Here is a 21,389-nt window from a genome sequence, read left to right as displayed (position 1 = left end):
CGGGAGCACCCGCGCCTACCGCAGCAGGAAGCTGTACAGCCCGTCGGCGATGCCCCGGGCCGCCCGCTGTCGCCACTCCGGGCTGGTCAGCAGGGCGGCGTCCCGCGTGTCCCGCATATTGCCGCACTCGATGAACACCTTCGGCACGGTGGAGAGGTTGAGCCCGCCCAGGTCCTTCCGCACGTCCAGGCCGGTGCCGCCGCCCACGTAGTTGGCGGGCGCGCTGCCCGTGGCGCGGACGAACTTTCCGGCGATCCGCTCCCCGAGGTCGCGGGAGCGGCCCACGATCGGTGCGGTGTCCGCCGTGCCCGCCTGCACCAGACCGGGCAGGATCACATGGAATCCTCGATTGCCCTGGCGGGATCCGTCGGCGTGCAGGGAGACGACGGCATCGGCCTCCGCCGCGTTGCCGATCCGGGCGCGCTCGTTCACACAGGGGCCGAAGGCCCGTTCGCCGTCGTGGGTCAGGACGACCGTCGCCCCCTGTTGCCGGAGCAGGGTGCGGAGGCGGTGGGCGAGATCGCGGGTGAACGCGGCCTCCGTGTAACCGGCGTTGGTCGTGGTGCCGGTGGTGTCGCACTCCTTGCGGTGGGTGCCGGCGTCCACGAGCCGGTTGATCTCGGTGGTGTGCCGGAAGTTGCCCGGGTTGTGGCCGGGGTCGATGGCGATGACCGAGCCGGTGAGGGGCCCGTCCGCGCGGCCGGGCGGCGGCGGGGCCTGCGTGGTGTTCCGCCCCTGCCCGTTCTTCCCGTCGCCGTTCTTTCCGTCCGTGGCCCGGCCGTCCCCGGTCTGATCGCCCCCGGTCTGGCCATCGCCGGTCGGTCCGTCACCAGTGGGTCCGTCGCCGGTCTGTCCGGCGCCGGGGGACGGTGTCCGAGCGCCGGGGGTCCCGGGCGTGGCCGTGCCGGTGTCCGAGGCCCCCGGTGCACCCGGAGTCCGCGCACCGGACGTGGACAGCGCCTTCGCGGACTGCTCCGGGCCGGAGTCGTCCGCCGCCCGCCAGATCAGCCAGCCCGCCAGCGCGACCGGAGCCAGCGCGAGGACGGCCACGGTGAGTCGGTCGGGCCTGCGGCGGCGGGGTCGCTCGTTCTCGTCGTACGACACCTGCGCGATGGTAGTCGTCCCGTCAGACTCCCGGACCCGTACGGCGCAGGACACGCAGCGAGTCGGTCACGGAGATCTCGGTGAACGCGCCGGAGGCGAGCGCGCGCCGATGGACGCGGTACGGGGCCTGGCCACCGTCGGCCGGGTCCGGGAACACATCGTGGATCACCAGCAGCCCGCCGTCGGCGATCCGGGGCGCCCAGCCCTCGTAATCGCCGTTCGCGTGCTCGTCAGTGTGCCCGCCGTCGATGAAGACCAGCCCGAGTGGGCTGGTCCAGACCCGGGCGACCTGCGGCGACCGGCCGACGACCGCGAGGACGTGCTCCTCCAGGCCGGCCCGGTGCAGGGTGCGCCGGAAGGTGGGGAGGGTGTCCATTCGGCCCACCTCCGGGTCGACCAGCGCCGGGTCGTGGTACTCCCAGCCCGGCTGCTGCTCCTCGCTGCCCCGGTGGTGATCGACGGTGACCGCGACGGTTCCGGCGCCCCGGGCGGCGTCGGCGAGCAGGATGGTCGACCGCCCGCAGTAGGTGCCCACCTCCAGCAGCGGCAGTCCGAGCGCCCCGGCGTCGACGGCGGCGGCGTAGAGGGCGAGCCCCTCCGCGACCGGCATAAAGCCCGTGGCGGCCTCGAAGGCGGCGAGGATCTCGGGCTCGGGGGTGGCGGTGGCCATGGCGCGGTTCCTTCGCGTCGTACGGGTGTCCGGGGCGCCCATCGTCCCGTACGGCGGGTGGCGCCGGTCGCGGGGGCGCGGGGCTGACCGGGGGGCGGTGGTACGGGCGCGGGGTTGCGGGGCGCGGGGCTGCTGAGGTACGCCCCGGGTCGGCGCCGCGGTGACCAGGAATTTCGCGCATCTGACCTATCGTCAGATTGAAACGTGTTCTACTCTGCCGCTCATGGGCATCGGAATCACGCACGAACAACGGGAGTTGGCGGCGTCCGTGCGCGGCTGGCTGACGCGCGCCGTACCGCCCGAGGAGGTCCGCAAACTGCTCGACGCGCCCTCGGCCGGGACCGGCCGGCCCACCCACTGGGACGCCGCCGCCGAACAGGGGCTCCACGGGGTGCACCTGCCGGAGGAGTGCGGCGGCGGGGGCGGCGGCCTGCTCGATCTCGCCGTCGTCCTGGAGGAGACGGGCCGGGCCACGCTGCCGGGCCCGTACCCCATGAACGCCCTCGCCGCCGAACTGCTGCTGCGCTCGGGCCAGCACGCCCTCGTCACCGCGCTCGCGGACGGGCGGCGGATCGGCGCGGTGGCGTTCGGCCCCGGCTCGCTCACCGCCGTACACGATGCCGATGGTCTGTCGCTGGACGGCACGGCCCCGCCCGTACTCGCCGGGGCGGCGGCCGATCTGCTGCTGCTGGCGGCCGAGTCGTCGACGGGCACGGTCTGGATGGCGGTGGACGCGTCGACCCTCACGGTCCGCGCCCACGAGAGCGCGGACCCGACCCGCCCGACGGCCGAGGTGAGCGCGCGCGGGGTGGTCGTACCGCGCGCGCGACTGCTCACCGTCGATGTCGATACCGCGCTGGTACGGGATCTGGCGGCGGTGGTCCTCTCGGCCGAGGCGTGCGGGGTGGCGGCCCGCGCACTGGAGACGGCGACGGAGTACGCCAAGGTGCGGGAACAGTTCGGCCGCCCCATCGGCCGGTTCCAGGCGATCAAGCACCTCTGCGCGGAGATGCTGGTCAGCCTGGAGCAGTCCCGCGCACTGACCTGGGACGCAGCCCGCGCGGCGACGGTACGGACGGGGCAGGCGGTACGGACGGGGCAGGCGGGGCAGGCGGGGCAGGCAGGGCACGCTGGGCAGGCGGGGCAGGGCGCTCCGACCACCCCCGAGGTCCGCTCGCTCGCCGCCGCCCTCGCCGCGAGCACCGCCATCGACACCGCCTACACCGCCGCCCTCCACTGCATTCAGATCCTCGGCGGCATCGGCTTCACCTGGGAACACGACGCCCATCTCGTCCTCCGCCGCGCCCTCGTCGCCCGCCAACTCCTCGGCCCCGGCGACTCCCACGGGCTCCGTGCCGTCCGGCTCGCCGCCGACGGTGCCCGGCGCGAACTCCGCGTCGAGCTACCCCCCGAGGCCCTCGCCCACCGGGAGCGGGCCCGCGCCGCCATCGCGCCCGCCCGTGGGCTCGACCCCGCCGCCGCCCGACGTCTGCTCGCCCCGACCGGATACGCCGCCCCGCACCTCCCGCCGCCGTACGGTCTCGGTGCCGGGCCCGTCCAACAACTCGCCGTCCAGCGGGAGCTGGCCGACGCCGGCGTGGTCGTCAGCAACCTGGGTATCGCCACCTGGGTCGTACCGTCCCTCCTCGCCCACGGCACCGACGCGCAGAAGGAGCGCTATCTGGCCGCCACCCTCCGGGGCGACCTCCACTGGTGCCAGCTCTTCAGCGAACCCGGCGCCGGCTCTGACCTGGCATCGCTGCGCACCCGGGCCGAGCGCACCGACGACGGCTGGCGGATCACCGGCCAGAAGGTGTGGACCAGCGCCGCCCAGTGGGCCGACCACGGCATCCTGCTCGCCCGTACCGACCCCGAGGCCCCCAAGCACCAGGGGCTCACCTACTTCGTGATCGATATGAAGAACACCGAAGGTGTCGAGATTCGACCGCTGCGGGAGATCACCGGCGACTCCCTCTTCAACGAGGTCTACCTCGACGGCGCGCTGCTCCCGTCGGACGCCGTCGTCGGCGAGGTCCACGGCGGCTGGCGGGTCGCCCGTCACACCCTCGGCGACGAACGCGTCCATATGGCCGACCAGATGACCTTCGACACCGGACTGGAGGCCCTGCTCGACCGGGCCCCCGGCCTCGACGGTGCCCACCGCGCCCGGATCGGCGCACTCGCCGCCGAGGCCCACGCACTCGCCTGCATCGGGCTGCGGACGACGATGCTCCAGGTCTCCGGGCTCGAACCGGGCGCGGGTGCCGCCGCGCGCAAGCTCGTCCAGACCCGCCACCAGCAGAAGACGGCCGAACTCACCCTCGAACTCCTCGGCCCGGAGGGCGCCCTGTGCGAGGGGCCGGGGGAACGGGCCGTGCACGGGCTGCTGATGTCCCGCTGTCTGACGATCGCCGGAGGCACCACTCAGGTCCAGCTCAACGTGGTCGCCGAACGCGTCCTTGGGCTGCCCCGCGGCTGAGACGCCGGCCGGCTGACCCTCGGCCCCCTGGCCCCCGGCCCCGGGTCGCTCGATCGCCGGGCCACCCGATCGCCGGGCCACCCGATCGCCGGGCCACCCGATCGCCGGGTCGCTCGATCACCGGGCCACTCGATCGCCGGGCCGCAGTCGCCGCCCCTCGACCGTATCCGTGCTCTTGACCGTTCGACCGTACGCGCGCTGTTGACCGTATCCGCGTCCAGGCAGCAAGGAGAGCCACCTCATGGCGAAGAGCTACATCGTCGGCGTCGGCATGACGAAGTTCGAGAAGCCCGAATCACGGGACTGGCAGTACTGGGACATGGCCAAGGAAGCCGGTACGCAGGCCCTCGTCGACGCCCGGATCGCCTACGAGGCCGTGGAACAGGTCGCCGTCGGCTACTGCTTCCAGCCGTCAACGGCCGGCCAGCGCGCCGTCTACGAACTCGGACTCACCGGCGTCCCCGTCTACAACGTCAACAACAACTGTGCCACCGGCGCCACCGCGCTGATGATGGCGCGCCAGTTCGTGGCAGGCGGCCTCAGCGACTGCGTGCTCGCCCTCGGCTTCGAGAAGATGAAGAAGGGGGCGCTGGGCGGTGGCGCGGACGGCGGCGACTTCGCGACCTCGCCCGTCGCCCGCCACTACGGCGTGATGGCGGCGGCCCACGGCTTCGAGATGTCCCCGCCCACCGCACAGATCTTCGGCAACGCCGCCCGCGAACACATGGAGCGCTACGGCACCACCGAGGCCCAGCTCGCCGCCGTCGCGGCCAAGAACCACCGGCACTCGGCGGACAACCCCCGCGCCCAGTTCCAGGACGTCTACTCCACCGCCGACATCCTCGCCGCCAAATCCATCCACCGACCGCTGACCAAGCTCCAATGCTCGCCCACCTCCGACGGATCGGCCGCAGCCGTCGTCGTCTCCGAACGCTTCGTCGCCCAGCACGGACTGCACGACCGGGCCGTGGAGATCGCCGGTCAGGCCATGACCACCGACACCGGCGCGTCCTTCACCTCCGGCTCCTGCATCGACGTCGTCGGCCGACCGATGTCACGCCAGGCGGCGCGGCTGGCGTACGAAGCGTCCGGGCTCGGCATCGAGGACATCGACGTGATCGAACTCCATGACTGCTTCTCGGTGAACGAACTCCTGACCTACGAGGCGCTCGGCATGTGCGCGGACGGCGCCTCCGGCGAACTGGTGGAGAGCGGGGCGACGACCCACGGCGGACGGTGGGTGGTCAATCCGTCAGGCGGACTGATCTCCAAGGGGCACCCGCTGGGCGCGACCGGACTAGCCCAGGCGGCCGAACTCGTCTGGCAACTGCGCGGCGAGGCGGGACCCCGCCAGGTACCGGGGGCGCGGGCCGGGCTGGCGCACAACATCGGCCTGGGCGGCGCCGCCGTGGTGACTGTGTTTTCTAGGGCTCGGTTCACCTCCGGGGCGCCCCTTTCCTTTTAGGGCGGTTCGCCTCCGGGGCGCGGTGAGCGTGCGCCGACGGTCGATCGTGCTCGATCCCTCGTACCTCGGGACCGCCCGGGTCCCGTCGGGCCCTCACTCTCGACCCCCGCGCGCCCCTTCGGCTCACTCGCCCCGGGTGCGCGGGCCAGCCCTTTCGGTGCCGCGCAGCCCCCCGGCCACTCACTCGCCGGAGTGTGCCAGGTCCTCCCCTCGCCGCCCGCACGGGCTCTCGGGCCGCCCGCACGGGCTCTCGGGCCGCCCGCACGGGCTCTCGGGCCGCCCGCACGGGCTCTCGGCTGGCTGGCGCGCCCCGTCCCGACTCGTCTCCACCCATCTCCACCTGCGGCATTTCGGCTACAGGACCGTGACCCAGGTCGCACCGGGCCTTATGCCGATAATCGGGATGTACGGGCCAGAGGGGGCCTGAGACCATGACACTCATGGTCCAAGCCCCGTCAGAGACATCAGACCCCCGGAAGCCCCGGAAGCCTCGAATATCCGACCCCACCCTTCCCGCCACCCTCGCCGACCCCGTCGCGCGCCCCGCGCGCACCTGGCTGGTGGTGTTCGCCGCCTGTGCCGGACAGTTCCTCGTCGTCCTCGACGTCTCTGTCGTCAATGTGGCCCTGCCCTCGATGCGCGCGGATCTCGGGCTCTCCACCACCGGGCTCCAGTGGGTCCTCAACGCCTACTCCATCGCGTTCGCCGGGTTCATGCTCCTCGGCGGGCGGGCCGCCGACATCTTCGGACGCAAGAGCACCTTCCTCTTCGGCCTGGGCCTGTTCACCGCGGCCTCCCTCGCGGGCGGGCTCGCCCAGGAGGGCTGGCAACTGCTCGCTGCCCGTGCGGTCCAGGGGCTGGGCGCCGCCGTACTCGCCCCCGCGACCCTCACCATCGTGACCGCCGCCGTCCCGGCCGGGGCGGCCCGTACCCGGGCGATCGGCACCTGGTCGGCGGTGGGCGCGGCAGGTGGTGCGGCCGGCGGCTTCGTCGGTGGAGTCCTCACCGACCTGCTCTCCTGGCGCTGGGTGCTGCTGATCAACGTGCCGATCGGGGCGCTGGTGCTGCTGGGTGCCGTGATCTGGCTCCGGGAGAGCCGCGACGGCGCGGGACGCAAGCTGGACCTGCCGGGCGCGATCCTGGTCACCGGGGGACTCGCGGCGGTCGCCTACGGCATCGTCTCGACCGAGCACTCCGGCTGGACCGCCCCCGGCACGCTGCTGCCCCTGTTCGGCGGGCTCGCCGTGCTGGGCCTCTTCGTCGCCGTGGAGGCGCGTACCGCCGCGCCGCTGATGCCGCTGAGGCTGTTCCGGTCCCGCGCGGTCTCCGCCGCCAACGCGACGATGATGATCATCGGCTCGGCGTCGTTCTCCATGTGGTTCTTCATGACGGTGTACGCGCAGAACGTGCTCGGCTACACCCCGCTGGAGGCCGGACTCGCGCTGGTGCCCAGCTCGGTCAGTGTGATCGTCGGCTCCAAGCTGGCGCCCCTGCTGATGGCGCGGGTCGGCGCCAGGCCCATCGCCGTCATCGGCGCGCTGATCGCCGCGACCGGCTTCGGCTGGCAGTCCCTGATGACCGCCGACGGGACCTTCCTCGCCTCGATCCTCGGCCCCGGCATCCTGATGATGATGGGCATCGGCCTCGCCGCCACCCCGCTCGCCTCCCTCGCCACCGTGGGTGCCGAACCGGGTGAATCGGGTCTGGTCTCCGGCCTGGTCAACACCTCGCGCACGATGGGCGGCGCCCTCGGTCTCGCCATCTTCTCCACGGTCGCGGCCGCGGGCATGGCGGGCGGCACGACCCCGGCCGATCTGGCGGCCGGCTACGGGCTCGCGTTCCGGACGGGGGCCGGGCTGCTCCTGTTCGGTGCCGTGGTGATGCTGTTCTGGCTGCCGCGCCGGACCGAGGCGTCCACCACCGGGTAGCGGCGGGAGAGAGCGCCGCCGTCCGCTGGGTGCCGGGAAGGTGGGCAAGCCGGGGAAGCGGAGAGGCGGGTGGACCGGGCTTCGACGGCACGGTCCCGGAGGCGGCCTACAGCCAGCCCTGGCGACGGGCCGCCCGCACCGCCTCCATGCGGTTACGGGTGGCCGTCTTGCCGATCGCGGACGAGAGGTAGTTCCGTACGGTCGACTCCGAGAGCCGCAGCACCCCGGCGATATCGGCGACGGTCGCGCCGTCCACGGCCGCGTTCAGCACATCACGCTCCCGCGCGGTGAGCGGGTTCGGCCCGGCGCTGAGCGCGGCGGCGGCGAGCGCCGGATCGATCACGGTCTCACCACCCAGCACCCGGCGGATCGCCCGCGCCAACTCCTCCACCGGTCCGTCCTTGACCAGGAAACCGGCCGCACCGGCCTCCATGGCCCGCCGCAGATACCCCGGCCGCCCGAAGGTCGTCAGGATGAGCACCCGGCAGTCCGGCACCTCGTCCCGCAGCTCGGCGGCGGCGTCGAGACCGCTGCGCCCCGGCAGCTCGATGTCCAACAGTGCGATGTCGGGTCGCACCTCCTGCGCCTTGCGCGTGATCTCGTCGCCCCGGCCGACCTGGGCCACCACTTCGATGTCGTCCTCCAACCCGAGCAGCAGCGCGAGCGCGCCCCGCATCATGCCCTGGTCCTCGGCGAGGAGGACACGTACGGACTGGGCGGGGCGGTGGGCCCTGGGCATCTCGTCCATGTGGTCGGCCATGTGATCAGGTTAGGGTCTTTCGTTTGGATCAGGCTGGGTTGGTGAGCGGGGTCTGGTGCGTGGGGCCTTCCCGGGCCGCGGGGTCTGGTGCGTGGGGCCTTCCCGGGCCCGCAGTGACCCAGGCGTGGGGCCTTCCCGGGACGCAAGGGCCTGGGGAGACGTGCGGTGCCAGCGCACGCGAGGCCAGCAAGGTCCAAACGAGAGGCCCTGGGTCCGGAGCGGGTCGGCGACCTCGGCTATCAGCCATCGGCGCGGGTCGGGCGCGCGCCGAGCCAACCCGAAGGGCGGGGCGCCGCGGTAGCCGATTCGAAGCGGTCCAGTGGGTCCAGTGGGGCGAGCGGGTCGGGCTCGGTCTGATCCAGCGGGAGTTCGGCGTGGACCCGGAAGCCGCCCCGGGAGGTCGGTCCGGCCGTCAGCGAGCCGCCCGCCGCCGCGAGGCGTTCGGTGAGTCCGGTGAGTCCGGTGCCACCGACGCGGCGCGGCGCGTCCGGCTCCGGCGATTCACCGGCCGCCGTGCCGATGCCGTCGTCCACGATCGTCAGCCGGGCCCGTTCCGCTGTGCCGTGCAGGGTGATCTCACAGGTCGTCGCGCCACTGTGCCGTACGGCGTTGGTCACCGCTTCCCGGACCACCCACCCCAGCAGCGCGGCGGTCCCCGGCTCCAGCGGTGGTCCCGACTGACGGACCACTGGTTCGATACCGGCCGCCGTCAGCGCCGAGCGGGCCCGGTCCAGATCGGTGGCGAGGCTGCCCTCCCGATAGCCGGTCACGGCCTCCCGGATCTCGGTCAGCGCCTGGCGGCCCACCGCCTCGATATCGGCGATCTGCGCCAGCGCCGCGTCCACGTCCCGCTGGGCCAGCCGGCGCGCGGCCTCCGACTTCACCACGATCACCGACAGGGTGTGCCCGAGCAGATCGTGCAGGTCGCGGGAGAAGCGCAGCCGCTCCTTCTCGACGGCGGTACGGGCCAATTCCTGCCGGGTCTCCCGCAATTCGCTGACGGTCTCGGAGAGGGCGAGGATCGCCGCCGTCACCATCCCGGAGATGAAGGTGCCGTAGGCGATGCCGATCGCGCTCCAGACGTCCCGCAGCCCCGCGACCACTCCGGCCGCCAGGGTCAGCGCGAGCAGCGCCGCCGGGACCCACCGCCCGCGCAGCACGGCGCCCGTTGCCAGCCCGAGCAGGGGGAGGAAGAGCAGCCACGCGCCGCCGTACCGGGCGGCGAGCGCGAAGGTGACGGCGGTCAGTGCGAGCAGCAGCCAGTTGGTGGCCGGGGCCTCCCTGGCCTTCTGGTCGAAGGCGCGGAAGACCAGGGTGATGTAGAGGGAGTTGAAGACGAGCAGCCCGATGCCGCCGACCCAGGGGTTGGGGGTGTCGCCGCGCAGGAGGTTGGAGAGCGCACCCAGGCCGAGTAAGAGCCAGGGGAGCATCGCGAATCCGCTGGGCGGGCCCAACTCCTCGGTCATGGTCAATGGTCCGGTACGGGGCTTCTTCCGGCGGGTCCCCGGGAACCACGCGGCCGGCCCCCGGGACCGCCCGTCGGACCGCCCGCCGTCGGACCGCCCCTCGCCGGGCCGCTCGCCTCGTGTCCCGCTGTTGGCCATCGTCGCTCCCGTCGCCCCGTACATCACGCGTGCGCCATCACGCTGCCATGCCGTCAGGTCATCACGCTGCCACGGCGGTACCTCATTACGCCGTTCGCGCGGACCGGCGGTACGAGATGGCGGCGTACGAACCGCACAGCGCCGCCCACACCGCGATGACGGAGACCGTCAGCAGGCCCGGCCCGCCGCCGTCGGTGATGGACCAGCCCAGATCGGCGAAGCGATTGGCCGGGGTGAACCGGCACAGCGACTCCAGCCAGCCGGGGAACATGGCGATCGGGAACCACAGCCCGCCCAGCACCGCGAGCCCCAGGCTGAGCGCGGTGTTCACCACGCCCGTGGTCTGGGCGGAGAGCCGGTAGCCGTTGCCTATGCCGAGCAGGGTGAACGGGAGCGCGCCGAGCCAGAGCAGCACGGTGATCACCGCCCACTTCCAGAGGTCCATCCGGACGCCGTTGGCCAGTCCGCCCGCCGCGAGCACGGCGACGATGGCGGGCAGCACCACCACGGAGCCGGTGATCGCCCGCCCCAGCACGACCTGGCCGGGCCGCATGGGCGTGATGCTCAACTGCCGCAGCCAGCCGGTGGACTTGTCCTCGGCGACCCCGGTACCGGTGGAGAGGGCCGCGCCGAGCGCCGCGTACGCCGCCATGCCGACCATGGACATGGTCTTCCAGCCGTCCACCCCCCGGGTGCCGCCGACATTGGTCAGCAGGAGGTACATCAGCACCGGCAGTCCGATGCCGAAGACGACGAAGCCGGTGTCGCGCACCGCGCGCCGGATCTCCAGCCTGACGTACTCCACGGTCATCGTGTTCATCGCACGGGCTCCAGTCGTGAGGTCAGGGTGAGGAACGCGTCGTCGAGCGAGACCGCGGCCACTTCCAGCCCCCGGATCGCGTCGAGCCGGGCGAGCGCCATGACGGTGGCGTCCGAATCGTCCGTACAGAGCCGGGCGCGGTCGCCGCGTATCTCCACGGAGCGGACGCCGGGCAGTTCGGTGAGGCCCTCGCTGCCCCGGCCGGTCAGATCGAAGGAGACGACGGTGCCGCCCGCCGAGCGCCGCAGCTCGTCGCCGCTGCCGTCGGCCACCAGCCGGCCGCGGTCGATGACGACGATCCGGTCGGCGTTGTCGTCGGCCTCCTCCAGATAGTGGGTGGAGAAGAGCACGGTGTTTCCCCGGGAGGCGTATCCGCGCATCGACGCCCAGAAGGCGTGCCGCGCCTCGACGTCGAGGGCCGCCGTGGGTTCGTCCAGGACGATCAGCTCCGGGTTCCCGGCGAGGGACATGGCGAAGCGGACGCGCTGGACCTGGCCGCCGGAGAGCTTGTCCACCCGGCGCTCGGCCAGGTCGCCGAGCCCGGCCAGCTCCAGGGCCTCGTCCACCGGGAGCGGCGCGGGGTAGGTGTGGGCGATGAAGGCGACCAGCTCGCGGACGGTGACGCGGGAGATGGCCCGGCCGTCCTGGAGCATGGCGCCGACGCGGCCCGCCGCGACCATCCGGCCGGGGGTCTCGCCGAAGAGCCGGACCTGTCCTGCGTCGGGTTCATTGAGCCCGAGCAGCAGGCTGATGGCGGTGGACTTGCCGGCGCCGTTCCGCCCGAGGAGGGCGACCGTCTCGCCCCGGTGGATGTCGAGGTCCAGGCCGTCCACCGCGCGTACGGGTCCGTACGCCTTGGCGGCTCCGGCGAGGCTCACCGCGAGCGTCGTCTCAGAGGTCTGTGTCATGGAAATCGACGGTACGGAGCGGGCGGGCGGGCCCGGTAGATGCGCCTGTACGGACTCGACGGTGACAAATGTCCTGGGTGGCGGGAGTTCCCGCCCACCGTAACTGACGGACCGTCACATGTTGGCCTGACGTGGCGTCAGCCCCCTTCACAAGTGCTGGGGGCTGCGTTATACATAGGGCCAGCCGGCCCTGGAACGCGTTCTAGAAAGGGTGCTGGTCCGGGTCCCGCGCCCGTTCCGGAGACCGGGCCGGCGCCCGTACGACCTCGGTGCGGCCGACGGTGCGGACGGCCGCGCCGGGGTCTCCGTCCGACCGGGGGCACCACGCCCGTACCGCCTCCGTACGCCCCGTACCCACCGCCGGAGCAGCACCCCGAGCGCCACCAGGAGCAGCAAGGGAGCAGCAGCCTCATGCCCATCGATCCCGCCAGGGCCATCGCCGCGGAGCCGCGCCGCGCCGAGATCAGCTGGGACCACAAGGACGTCCAGCTCTACCATCTGGGCCTCGGTGCCGGAGTGCCCGCCACTGACCCCGCCGAACTGCGCTACACCCTGGAGTCACGCCTCCAGGTGCTGCCGAGCTTCGCCACCGTCGCGGGCGCCGGCCGGAGCCTCGCGGGCGGGCTCACCGTGCCCGGTGTCGACATCGATCTGACCTCCGTACTGCACGGCGGTCAGACCGTCCGGCTGCACCGGCCGATCCCCGCCGTCGGGACCGCCGTCTCGACATCGCGGATCGCCGCCGTCCACGACAAGGGCAAGGCCGCCATCCTCGTCCTGCGCGCCGAGGTGGCCGACGACGCGGGCCCGCTCTGGACGAGCGACGCCCAGATCTATGTCCGCGGCGAGGGCGGCTTCGGTGGCGACCGGGGGACATCCGTCCGCCCCGACCCCCCGTCCGGCGAGCCGGACAAGACCGTGGAGAAGCGCGTGCGCGAGGACCAGGCGCTGCTCTACCGGCTCTCCGGTGACCTCAACCCACTCCACGCCGACCCCGACTTCGCCGCGCTCGCCGGCTTCGACCGGCCCATCCTGCACGGGCTCTGCTCGTACGGGATGGCACTCAAGGCGGTGGTCGACACCGTGCTCGGCGGGGACGTCGGCCGCGTCCGCTCGTACACCGCGCGCTTCGCCGGGGTGGTCTTCCCCGGTGAGACCCTGCGCATCCGGATGTGGGCCGGGGACGGTCGCGTACGGGTGGGGGTCACCGCGGTCGAGCGGGACGACGCACCCGTCGTCGTCGACACGGTCGTCGAACACGACTGACGCGTACCGGGACCTGCGTACCGGGACCTGCGTACCGGGACCTGCGTACCGAGACGCGCGTCCGCGTACCGGGACCTGCGTACCGGGAGCCGGAGCCCGCCGGATACCGGGACATACGACCTGACACGTACCGAGACATACGAGAGGAGCCGCACCGTGCGCGCTGCCGTACTGCACGAGACAGGTCAGGACAAGCTCGAAGTGCTGGACGACGTGGAGACCGTGGGCTTCGGCCCCGGCAAGGTCAGGATCCGGATGCGGGCCACCGGCCTCTGTCACTCCGACGTCTCCGCGATGAGCGGCGTACTGCCGCAGCCCGCGCCGTTCATCCCCGGGCACGAGGGCGCCGGCGAGATCCTCGATGTCGGCGACGGGGTGACGGGGCTCAAGCGGGGCGACCGGGTGCTGCTCTGCTGGCTCCCCGCCTGTGGAGCGTGTCCGTCCTGCAAACGCGGGCAGACCCATCTCTGCCTCGCCGGATTCATGAACGCGGGCACCCCCAACTTCAAGCGCCCCGGCGGCGATGTCTTCGGGTTCGCGGGCACCGGCACCTTCGCCGAGGAAGTCGTGGTCGACGCGGCCTGCGCGGTCCCGATCCCCGACGATGTGCCGTTCGACATCGCCGCGCTGATCGGCTGCGGAGTGACCACCGGTATCGGGGCGGCGATCAACACGGCCGAGGTGGCGGTTGGTTCGTCGGTCGCCGTCATCGGCTGTGGCGGCGTCGGCGTCTCCGCGATCCAGGGCGCCCGGCTCAAGGGCGCGGCCCAGATCGTCGCCGTCGACCTGATCGCGTCCCGGCGTGAGGCGGCCCTCCGCTTCGGCGCGACGGAGGCGGTGGCGCCGGACGGACTCAACGACGCCAAACAGCGGATCACCGCGGGCGAGGGGTTCGACTACGTCTTCGAGGTCGTCGGCAAGTCCGCCACCGCGCGGACGGCGTACGAGGCGACCCGGCGCGGCGGCACGCTCTGCGTCGTGGGCGCGGGTGCCATGGACGATCACCTTCAGCTCAACATGTTCGAGCTGTTCTTCGACGAGAAGCGCATACTGCCCTCGATGTACGGGGGAGGGGACGCCGTCGCCTCGTACGAACGGGCCATCACGCTCTGGCGGGCGGGCCGCATCGATCTGGCGGGCATGATCACCCATCGGGTCGCGCTCACGGAGATCAACGACGCGCTGGAGCAGATGCGTACGGGTGTCGCGCTGCGCACCTGCGTCGAGATCTGAGGAGGTCGACGATGCCCCAGCCCGAGTCCCAGCCCGAGTCCGAGTCCCAGTCCCAGCCCGAGTCCGAGTCCCAGCCCCCGTCCGAGCCCGCGTCGCCGGACCAGACCCCGCCCCCGCCCGCGGCGCCGACCCCCGCGCCCGCTTCCCCGTCCCGGCCGCTCGACGGCCTCTCCGCCGTCGTCACCGGCGCCGGTCGGGGACTCGGCCGTGCCGAGGCGCTCGAACTGGCCCGGCTCGGCGCGAGCGTCGTCGTCAACGACTACGGCAGCCCCGGCCGCGACGGCTCCGGCGAGGCGTCGGCGACCCCCGCCCAGTCGGTCGCCGACGAGATCCGCGCGGCCGGCGGCTCGGCGGTCGCCCACCACGGCGACATCGCCGACTTCGAACACGCCCGTGAGCTGGTCGGACTGGCCGTGTCCCACTACGGAAAGCTCGACATCCTGGTCAACAACGCGGGCATCCTGCGCGACCGCATGATCTTCTCGATGAGCGAGAACGAGTGGGACTCGGTGATACGCGTCCACCTCAAGGGCCACTTCAACACCACCCACTTCGCCGCGATCCACTGGCGGGAACGGTTCAAGACGACGGGCGCGCCCGTCTACGGCCGGATCGTGAACACGTCATCGGAAGCGTTCCTGGCCGGGTCGGCGGGCCAGCCGAACTACGCGGCGGCCAAGGGCGGCATCGTCGGCCTGACCACCTCCACCGCGCTCGCCCTCGCCAAGTACGGCGTCACGGCCAATGTGATCTGCCCCCGGGCGCGGACCCGGATGACGGAGGACGTCTTCGCAGGCTTCCAGGAGCCGGAGGAAGGCTCCCTGGACCTGCTCTCACCCGAGCACGTCGCGCCGCTGGTCGGCTATCTGGCGTCGCCGGCCGCCGGTGTCGTCAACGGCCAACTGCTCGTTGTGCACGGCGGGATGGTGGCGATCGTGGAACGCCCCAAGGTGTCGGCGAAATTCGACACGTCCAAAGAGGCGTTCAGCTACGACGAACTCGACGCGCTGCTCACGCCGCACTACGGCGGTCGGGCGGGGGAGACGTTCGCCGCGGCGGAGGTGCTGGGCCTGAAGCGGGGTTAGGGCGTCTCTGACGGATCAGGCCGGGCGATCCGGGCGATCTCCGCCCGGGGCCCGCCGATCCCTCAGAAACGCGCCAGGGCCCGCGGAAACGTCCCAGGGGCCCGCGGAAACGCCCCAGAGGCTCTCGGACATGACACAGGGGCGGGAGGTCTCCCTCCCGCCCCCGGTCCTACCCCCGGAAGGTCAGACCTCAGGCCGCCTCTTCCGTGGCCGCGGGACGGCGGTGCTTGCCGTGGGGCTGCGTCGCCGCGTCTTCCTCGGCCGCCACTCCCCGGTGCTTACCCGCCGCCCCATCGGCCTCCCGCGGACGCTCCTGAGCCGTGTCGATCCTGGCTTCAGACATCTGGGAACTTCCCCCGTTGCAATCGCTGAACATATGACCATTCGCAGGCCGAAGAGTCTAACCAAGCCCCTTCCGGCCGACGAGAGGCGCCTGCTGCAACGGCACCGGCCGGCACATCGCCGTCACGGTTTTCGCCACCACGGGAGCCACCGGAGCAGGCACCGGAGCCGTGGGAGGCGCCGGGGTCGCTGGAGCCGCCATCGCAGATGCTTCGGGTGTTCCTGGTGTTCCGGGTGCTTCAGGTGCCTCAGCCAGCTCAGGCGCTCCCTGTGTCACCTCCTGCGTCTCCTCCCGTGCCGGTGCCTCCGGAGCGGTCTCCGGCTTCGCGGGCGCACCCGGCGCCTCCCGGGCGAAGATCCCCGTGGTGTCCAGCCGCGCCACCCCGCACCGCTGCGCCGCCGTCACGCACGGCAGCCTCAACATCCCCTCCCGGCTCCACAGCCCCGCCCCGGCCAGCCATCCCTCCGGCACCGGGAGCTGATGGAGCAGCCGGCCCGATGGGCGCCAGAGCCCCAGCCAGCTCCCCGCCGCCCCGTCGATCCGCAGCGCCACGCCACTGGTCTCCGGCGTCAGGGGCTGGCCTGGCTGGACCGCGAACGGTGTCACCGTGTGGTCCGTGAGCCCCAGGCACTCCGGGAAGCGCACCGGGCGCGGACTTCCCAGGACCCCCCACCCGAGCCGGTCGCGACCCGGTGCGTTCGACCGGATCAGGAGGAGACCGCTCTCGGGGGCGGCGAGCAGCAGCCGGTCGTCGCTCTTCTCGGCGATCTGGAGCAGTGGTGACACCTCGCCGCCGCGCTCCAGATCGACCGCGACCGCCTTCACCGGGCCGTCGTCGAGCCGGCGGTCCAGTGCCAGCATCCGTCCCGTACGGTCCAGCCACACCCCGCCCGTGCAGTGCCCCGGCACCTCCGCGATCCGTTCCGGGCCGGCGGAGCCCCCCGCCACCAGCCAGACCGCCGTCGATCCCGCCCCATGGGTGACGGCGTACGCCCGGGTGCCGCCGGGTGACGGTGGCAGCAGGGTCAGCTCCGTCGACTCGACACCGCCGATGAGGAGTTCCCCGGTCGCCGGTCCCGTCGGGTAGAGCAGCGAGAAGAGATGCCGTTCCGCCACCCGTCGCCGGATCAGTACCCGCCCGTCGGTGAGCGGCAGTACGTCGGTGTCCCGTTCCTCGGGCTGTCCGAGCGGCAGGGGTACGGCGTAGGGCTCGGGGCCGTCGAGCGTCCAGCGCTCCGGGAAGAGGGCCTCGCCGACTCCCGCGATCCGGGCCGCGTAGGCACCGTTCGCGCTGATCGTGATCCCTCCGCGGCCGACGGCACCGTCCTCCGCGACGGCTTCGATGGCACAGGCTGTCATCGTTTCGTCACCTCCGGCCACGAAGCTAAGTTCGTACTCCCTGCCGAACAACGCGAGACCCGGCTGTTCACACAGAAGGGTGGCCAGGGCGGGATTCGCCTGAAGAGGGGGCTCGGTTGTGCTGCCGGAACCGGCGGTGCGCGGACGGGCCGGGTGGCGCCCTTCGACAGCCGCCCCCCGGTGAGCACGGCGCCCCGGGCTCGGTGCGCGCCCGCCGCCAGCGGCCCCGGGCCCCGAGCCCACTCCCGATCAACAGCGGCCCGGGCCCGGGCCCGACTCAACAACGACTCCGAGCCCGCCTCGATCAACAACGACTCCGGGTCCCGAGCCCGCCCCGGTCAACGGTCAGCATGGTCCCGAGCCCGCTGCCGATCAACGGTCGGCATGGCCCCGAGCCCGCTGCCGATCGGGGCGGGTCGCGGCCGGTCGTCGTCGCTTCCGGCCCCCGCCCGTACCGGAGGTGGCGGGGGAGGCCCAGACCGAGGGGGCGTGCGGCGCGGGTAACCTGTTTCCGTGCCCCGTCTGTCTGAAGTCATCGCCGCCCTCGACGCCCTCTGGCCCCCCGAGCGGGCCGAACAGTGGGACGCCGTCGGCACGGTCTGCGGCGATCCCGACGCGGAGATCCGGCGAGTGCTGTTCGCGGTCGATCCGGTCCAGGAGATCGCCACCGAGGCGATCGAACTCGACGCCCAACTGATCGTGACCCATCACCCCCTCTACCTCAGGGGCACGACCACGGTCGCGGCCGGTCATTTCAAGGGCCGGGTCGTGCACACCCTGATCAAGAACGACGTCGCCCTGCATGTCGCGCACACCAATGCCGACTCCGCCGACCCCGGAGTCTCCGACGCCCTCGCGGGCGCCCTCGACCTCCGGGTCGTCGGGCCGCTGGTGCCGGACCCCACCGACCAGGCGGGCCGTCGCGGCCTCGGCCGGGTCTGTGAGCTGGACCACCCCGAGACGCTCGCCGCGTTCGCCGACCGGGTCGCCGAGCGGCTGCCCGCCACCGCGCAGGGCATCCGCCTCGCCGGCGACCCGGACGCGGTCGTCCGTACGGTCGCGGTCAGCGGCGGCTCCGGCGACAGCCTCTTCGACGCGGTACGGGCGGCGGGCGTCGACGCCTTCGTCACCGCCGACCTGCGCCACCACCCGGTCTCCGAGGCCACCCAGCGCTCGCCGCTCGGTCTGGTGGACGCGGCGCACTGGGCCACCGAGTGGCCCTGGTGCGAGCTGGCCGCCGCCCAGCTCGACGAGATTTCCGACCGGCACGGCTGGGACCTCCGGGTCCATGTGTCGCGCACGGTCACCGATCCCTGGACATCCACACACTCTTCTCCTGGAGCCCCCAACTGAACGCCGCGCCCGCCGACCAGATCCGCCTTCTCGACGTCCAGGCCCTCGACGTACGTCTGTCCCAGCTCGCCCACAAGCGCAACCAGTTGCCCGAGCACGCCGAGATCGCGTCGCTCACCAAGGACCTCGTCCAGCTCCGCGATCTGCTGGTCGCCGCGCAGACCGAGGAGAGCGACCTCGCCCGCGAGCAGATCAAGGCGGAGCAGGACGTGGACCAGGTGCGCCAGCGCGCCGTACGCGACCAGCAGCGGCTGGACTCCGGGACGGGTTCGCCCAAGGACCTGGAGAACCTCCAGCGCGAGATCGTCTCCCTCGCCAAGCGCCAGGGCGACCTGGAGGACGTCGTCCTCGATGTGATGGAGCGCCGCGAGTCCACCCAGGAGCGGGTCGCCGAACTGACCGACCGCGTCGCCTCCGTCCAGGCCAAGAACAACGACGCCACCGCCCGCCGCGACGCGGCCCAGGACGCGCTGGACGCCGAGGCCGCCACGGTGACCAAGGAACGCGAAGCCGTCTCGGCCGTCGTCCCCGCCGATCTGCTGAAGCTGTACGAGAAGCTCCGCGTCCAGCAGGGCGGGGTCGGCGCGGCCCGGCTCTTCCAGCGCCGCTGTGAGGGCTGCCAGTTGGAGCTGAACATCACCGAGGTGAACGACATCCGCGCGGCGGCGCCCGACACGGTGACGCGCTGCGAGAACTGCCACCGCATTCTGGTCCGTACCGCCGAGTCCGGCCTCTGATGCCCCGGTTCGTCGTCGAGGCCGACGGCGGATCCCGGGGCAATCCGGGACCGGCGGGCTACGGCGCGGTGGTGCTGGACGCGACGACCGGGGAGACGCTCGCGGAGGCCGCCGAGTACATCGGTGTCGCCACGAACAACGTCGCCGAGTACAAGGGCCTGGTCGCGGGTCTGAAGGCGGCGCACGCGCTCGACCCGGAGGCGAAGGTCCACGTCCGCATGGACTCCAAACTGGTCGTCGAGCAGATGTCGGGCCGCTGGAAGATCAAGCACCCGGACATGAAGCCGCTCGCGGCGGCGGCCGGGCGGGTCTATCCCGCCGCCGCGGTGACCTACGAGTGGATTCCGCGCGAGAAGAACAAGCACGCGGACCGGCTCGCCAACGAGGCGATGGACGCGGGCAAGCGGGGCAAGCAGTGGGAGCCGGCGCGGTCGACCGCCGAGCTGGGCGCGCGTGACGCGGGCCCGGCCCGGGTGGTGGGCGACGCCGCCGCGGGCGCCGCGAAGGCCCGTGCGGCGCTGTCGGGCGGTGCTGGACCGACCGTCACGTCCGGTACGGCGGCCGTGAGCGAGCCGGTGCCGCTGTCGGAGGGGACGGACGCCACCGACACCTCCGCGCCTCCGGTCGGCTGGGCCGCCCCCGCTGACCTCGGCGCCCCGGCCACCTTCGTACTCCTCCGGCACGGCGAGACCCCGCTCACCCCCGAGAAGCGCTTCTCGGGCAGCGGCGGCAGCGATCCCTCGCTCTCCGCCGCCGGCGTCCGCCAGGCCGAAGCGGTGGCGGCCGCGCTCGCCGCGCGCGGCACGGTCCAGGAGATCGTCAGCTCACCGCTGAAGCGCTGCCGGGAGACCGCCGAGGCTGTGGCGGCCCGGCTGGGTCTCGACATCCGTATCGAGGACGGGCTGCGCGAGACGGACTTCGGGGCCTGGGAGGGGCTGACGTACGCGGAGGTCAAGCAGCGCCACGGGGACGACCTGGCGGCCTGGCTCGCCTCCCCGAAGGTGGCTCCGACCGGCGGCGGCGAGAGCTTCGCGACGGTGACCCGTCGGGTGGCGGCGGCCCGCGAGAGGCTGCTGACCCGCTCGGCGGGCCGTACGGTCCTCCTGGTCACCCATGTCACGCCGATCAAGACCCTGGTCCGCCTCGCCCTCGGCGCCCCGCCGGAATCCCTGTTCCGGATGGAGCTCTCGGCGGCCTCGCTGTCGGCGGTGGCGTACTACGCGGACGGCAACGCCTCCGTACGGCTGCTGAACGACACCTCGCACCTGCGGGACTAACTCGCGCCGAAGCCCCTGCTCAGGTGTCCCGCTCAGGGGCCCGCCCGGGTGTCCCGCTCAGATGTTCCGAGCGGGACACCCGGGCGCGGCGGGGCCCGCGGTGGCCTCGGGCCGGGAAGCGCTCAGACCGGGTCGTTCGGGACGAACCCGAAGTCGACCGGTGTCGCGGGCGGGCCGTCCCGGCGTACGACGGTGAGCAACTCGGCCAGCCGCGGCGGCCAGAGCGGCTCCGTGGCGGCGGCCAGCTCCTCCGGCGACCACCAGCGCCAGCGCAGAATGCCGTCCTCCGTGTGCGCGGCGGTCAGATCACCCGAAGGATCCCGGCGCGGGCCGTGGGCGAGGAAGATGTCCTCGCGCTGCCGGACGGGGACCCCGGCCCGGGTGAAGTCATGCTCCCACCGACAGAGCGCCGGACCGGGTTCGACATCGGTCCAGCCGGTTTCCTCACGCACCTCGCGCCGGGCCGCCGCCCGGGGCGTCTCACCGGGGTCCGTACCGCCGCCGGGCAGCGCCCAATACACGCCGACCTCGACGTTGTCGTAGCGGAAGAGGAAGACGGCGCCGATGGGGTCCAGTACGGCGACTCTGGCCGCGGTGCGGGGTATACGCATGTGATCATCCAACCAGGCGGCGCGTGCCACCTAGGGCCGCTCGTTTGGATCGTGCTGGCCTCGCGTGCGCTGGCACCGCACGTCCCCTCGGCCCCGCGGGCCTGGGGAGACCCCATGCCTCGGCCCTTGCGGGCCTGAGGGAGGCCCCACACCTCGGCCCTTGCGGGCCTGAGGGAGGCCCCATGCCTGGGCCTGGCGGCCCGGGAGGTGCCCCCACGCCGCGTTGTCGTCGGTCGCCAACGGGCCCCCGTAGCCCTGCGGGCACGGGAGGTACCCCCACCCTGCGCCCTGGCGGGCACGGGAGGTACCCCCACCCTGCGCCCTGGCGGGCACGGGAGGTACCCCCACCCTGCGCCCTGGCGGGCACGGGAGGTACCCCCACCCTGC

18 protein-coding genes are annotated in these 21,389 nt (G+C 72.8%); 9 read left to right on the top strand and 9 right to left on the bottom strand.

The genetic code is table 11. The features are described 5' to 3' along the window. Positions 1-15: 15 nt before the first annotated feature. Both ACH4S7_RS03365 and ACH4S7_RS03360 read right to left on the bottom strand, forming a co-directional pair. Complete coding sequence (locus tag ACH4S7_RS03365) at positions 16-1,104, bottom strand: N-acetylmuramoyl-L-alanine amidase (RefSeq protein WP_398519352.1); 1,089 nt, start codon at positions 1,102-1,104, stop codon at positions 16-18. Between the two features lie 22 nt (positions 1,105-1,126). After that, on the bottom strand, positions 1,127-1,774 hold the full coding sequence (locus ACH4S7_RS03360) for a class I SAM-dependent methyltransferase (protein WP_398519351.1): 648 nt from the start codon (positions 1,772-1,774) through the stop codon (positions 1,127-1,129). Between the two features lie 223 nt (positions 1,775-1,997). Between ACH4S7_RS03360 and ACH4S7_RS03355 the strand changes: the two genes are divergently transcribed. The 3 genes from ACH4S7_RS03355 to ACH4S7_RS03345 all read left to right on the top strand — a co-directional run bounded on the left by ACH4S7_RS03355 (position 1,998) and on the right by ACH4S7_RS03345 (position 7,646). Beyond that, positions 1,998-4,253, top strand: coding sequence for an acyl-CoA dehydrogenase (locus tag ACH4S7_RS03355; RefSeq protein ID WP_398519350.1), 2,256 nt, complete (start codon positions 1,998-2,000; stop codon positions 4,251-4,253). Positions 4,254-4,494: 241 nt separating this feature from the next. Then, positions 4,495-5,718, top strand: a complete 1,224-nt coding sequence (locus tag ACH4S7_RS03350) for a lipid-transfer protein (RefSeq protein WP_398519349.1) — start codon at positions 4,495-4,497, stop codon at positions 5,716-5,718. 440 nt (positions 5,719-6,158) lie between these two features. Next, a complete protein-coding gene (locus ACH4S7_RS03345; protein ID WP_398519348.1) occupies positions 6,159-7,646 on the top strand; it encodes an MFS transporter in 1,488 nt (495 codons plus the stop codon). A gap of 106 nt (positions 7,647-7,752) precedes the next feature. On the opposite strand, the gene ACH4S7_RS03340 is transcribed toward ACH4S7_RS03345, so the two are convergent. From ACH4S7_RS03340 to ACH4S7_RS03325, 4 genes are all read right to left on the bottom strand, one after another. Further along, a complete protein-coding gene (locus tag ACH4S7_RS03340) occupies positions 7,753-8,394 on the bottom strand; it encodes a response regulator (RefSeq protein WP_398520010.1) in 642 nt (213 codons plus the stop codon). 251 nt (positions 8,395-8,645) lie between these two features. Continuing rightward, a complete protein-coding gene (locus ACH4S7_RS03335) occupies positions 8,646-9,872 on the bottom strand; it encodes a sensor histidine kinase (RefSeq protein ID WP_398519347.1) in 1,227 nt (408 codons plus the stop codon). Positions 9,873-10,095: 223 nt separating this feature from the next. Next, complete coding sequence (locus tag ACH4S7_RS03330; RefSeq protein WP_398520009.1) at positions 10,096-10,821, bottom strand: ABC transporter permease; 726 nt, start codon at positions 10,819-10,821, stop codon at positions 10,096-10,098. Between the two features lie 5 nt (positions 10,822-10,826). After that, the gene (locus ACH4S7_RS03325; protein ID WP_398519346.1) at positions 10,827-11,738 is read right to left on the bottom strand and encodes an ABC transporter ATP-binding protein; all 912 of its coding nucleotides are present in this window, start codon (positions 11,736-11,738) and stop codon (positions 10,827-10,829) included. Positions 11,739-12,149: 411 nt separating this feature from the next. On the opposite strand from ACH4S7_RS03325, the gene ACH4S7_RS03320 reads away from it, so the two are divergent. From ACH4S7_RS03320 to ACH4S7_RS03310, 3 genes are all read left to right on the top strand, one after another. Next, positions 12,150-13,004: a MaoC/PaaZ C-terminal domain-containing protein gene (locus ACH4S7_RS03320; protein WP_398519345.1), complete on the top strand. Its 855-nt coding sequence runs from the start codon at positions 12,150-12,152 to the stop codon at positions 13,002-13,004. Positions 13,005-13,160: 156 nt separating this feature from the next. Then, positions 13,161-14,237, top strand: a complete 1,077-nt coding sequence (locus ACH4S7_RS03315) for a Zn-dependent alcohol dehydrogenase (protein WP_398519344.1) — start codon at positions 13,161-13,163, stop codon at positions 14,235-14,237. A gap of 11 nt (positions 14,238-14,248) precedes the next feature. Continuing rightward, positions 14,249-15,322 (top strand): 3-oxoacyl-ACP reductase, encoded by a 1,074-nt coding sequence (locus ACH4S7_RS03310; protein WP_398519343.1) that lies wholly within the window; start codon positions 14,249-14,251, stop codon positions 15,320-15,322. A gap of 190 nt (positions 15,323-15,512) precedes the next feature. Here the strand turns inward: ACH4S7_RS03310 and ACH4S7_RS03305 are convergent, their stop codons facing one another. Further along, entirely contained in the window at positions 15,513-15,665 is a 153-nt protein-coding gene (locus tag ACH4S7_RS03305) for a hypothetical protein (RefSeq protein WP_398519342.1), read from the bottom strand. A gap of 57 nt (positions 15,666-15,722) precedes the next feature. Next, a complete protein-coding gene (locus tag ACH4S7_RS03300; RefSeq protein ID WP_398519341.1) occupies positions 15,723-17,024 on the bottom strand; it encodes a hypothetical protein in 1,302 nt (433 codons plus the stop codon). 513 nt (positions 17,025-17,537) lie between these two features. Here ACH4S7_RS03300 and ACH4S7_RS03295 point away from each other — a divergent pair. From ACH4S7_RS03295 to ACH4S7_RS03285, 3 genes are read left to right on the top strand one after another with little or no spacing between them, the layout of a single operon-like run. Continuing rightward, complete coding sequence (locus ACH4S7_RS03295; protein ID WP_398519340.1) at positions 17,538-18,377, top strand: Nif3-like dinuclear metal center hexameric protein; 840 nt, start codon at positions 17,538-17,540, stop codon at positions 18,375-18,377. Beyond that, entirely contained in the window at positions 18,374-19,114 is a 741-nt protein-coding gene (locus tag ACH4S7_RS03290) for a zinc ribbon domain-containing protein (RefSeq protein ID WP_398520008.1), read from the top strand. Before ACH4S7_RS03295 ends, ACH4S7_RS03290 begins: the two co-directional genes overlap by 4 nt. After that, positions 19,114-20,391 (top strand): bifunctional RNase H/acid phosphatase, encoded by a 1,278-nt coding sequence (locus ACH4S7_RS03285; protein ID WP_398519339.1) that lies wholly within the window; start codon positions 19,114-19,116, stop codon positions 20,389-20,391. The genes ACH4S7_RS03290 and ACH4S7_RS03285 overlap by 1 nt, the downstream gene beginning before the upstream one ends. A gap of 122 nt (positions 20,392-20,513) precedes the next feature. Here the strand turns inward: ACH4S7_RS03285 and ACH4S7_RS03280 are convergent, their stop codons facing one another. After that, positions 20,514-21,002: an NUDIX hydrolase gene (locus tag ACH4S7_RS03280; RefSeq protein WP_398519338.1), complete on the bottom strand. Its 489-nt coding sequence runs from the start codon at positions 21,000-21,002 to the stop codon at positions 20,514-20,516. Between the last annotated feature and the right edge of the window lie 387 nt (positions 21,003-21,389).

The sequence above is a fragment of the Streptomyces sp. NPDC020965 genome (assembly GCF_044333555.1).
GTDB lineage: Bacteria > Actinomycetota > Actinomycetes > Streptomycetales > Streptomycetaceae > Streptomyces.
Note: the sequence above shows the minus strand (reverse complement) of the source record. Positions and strands in the feature narration are given on the sequence as shown.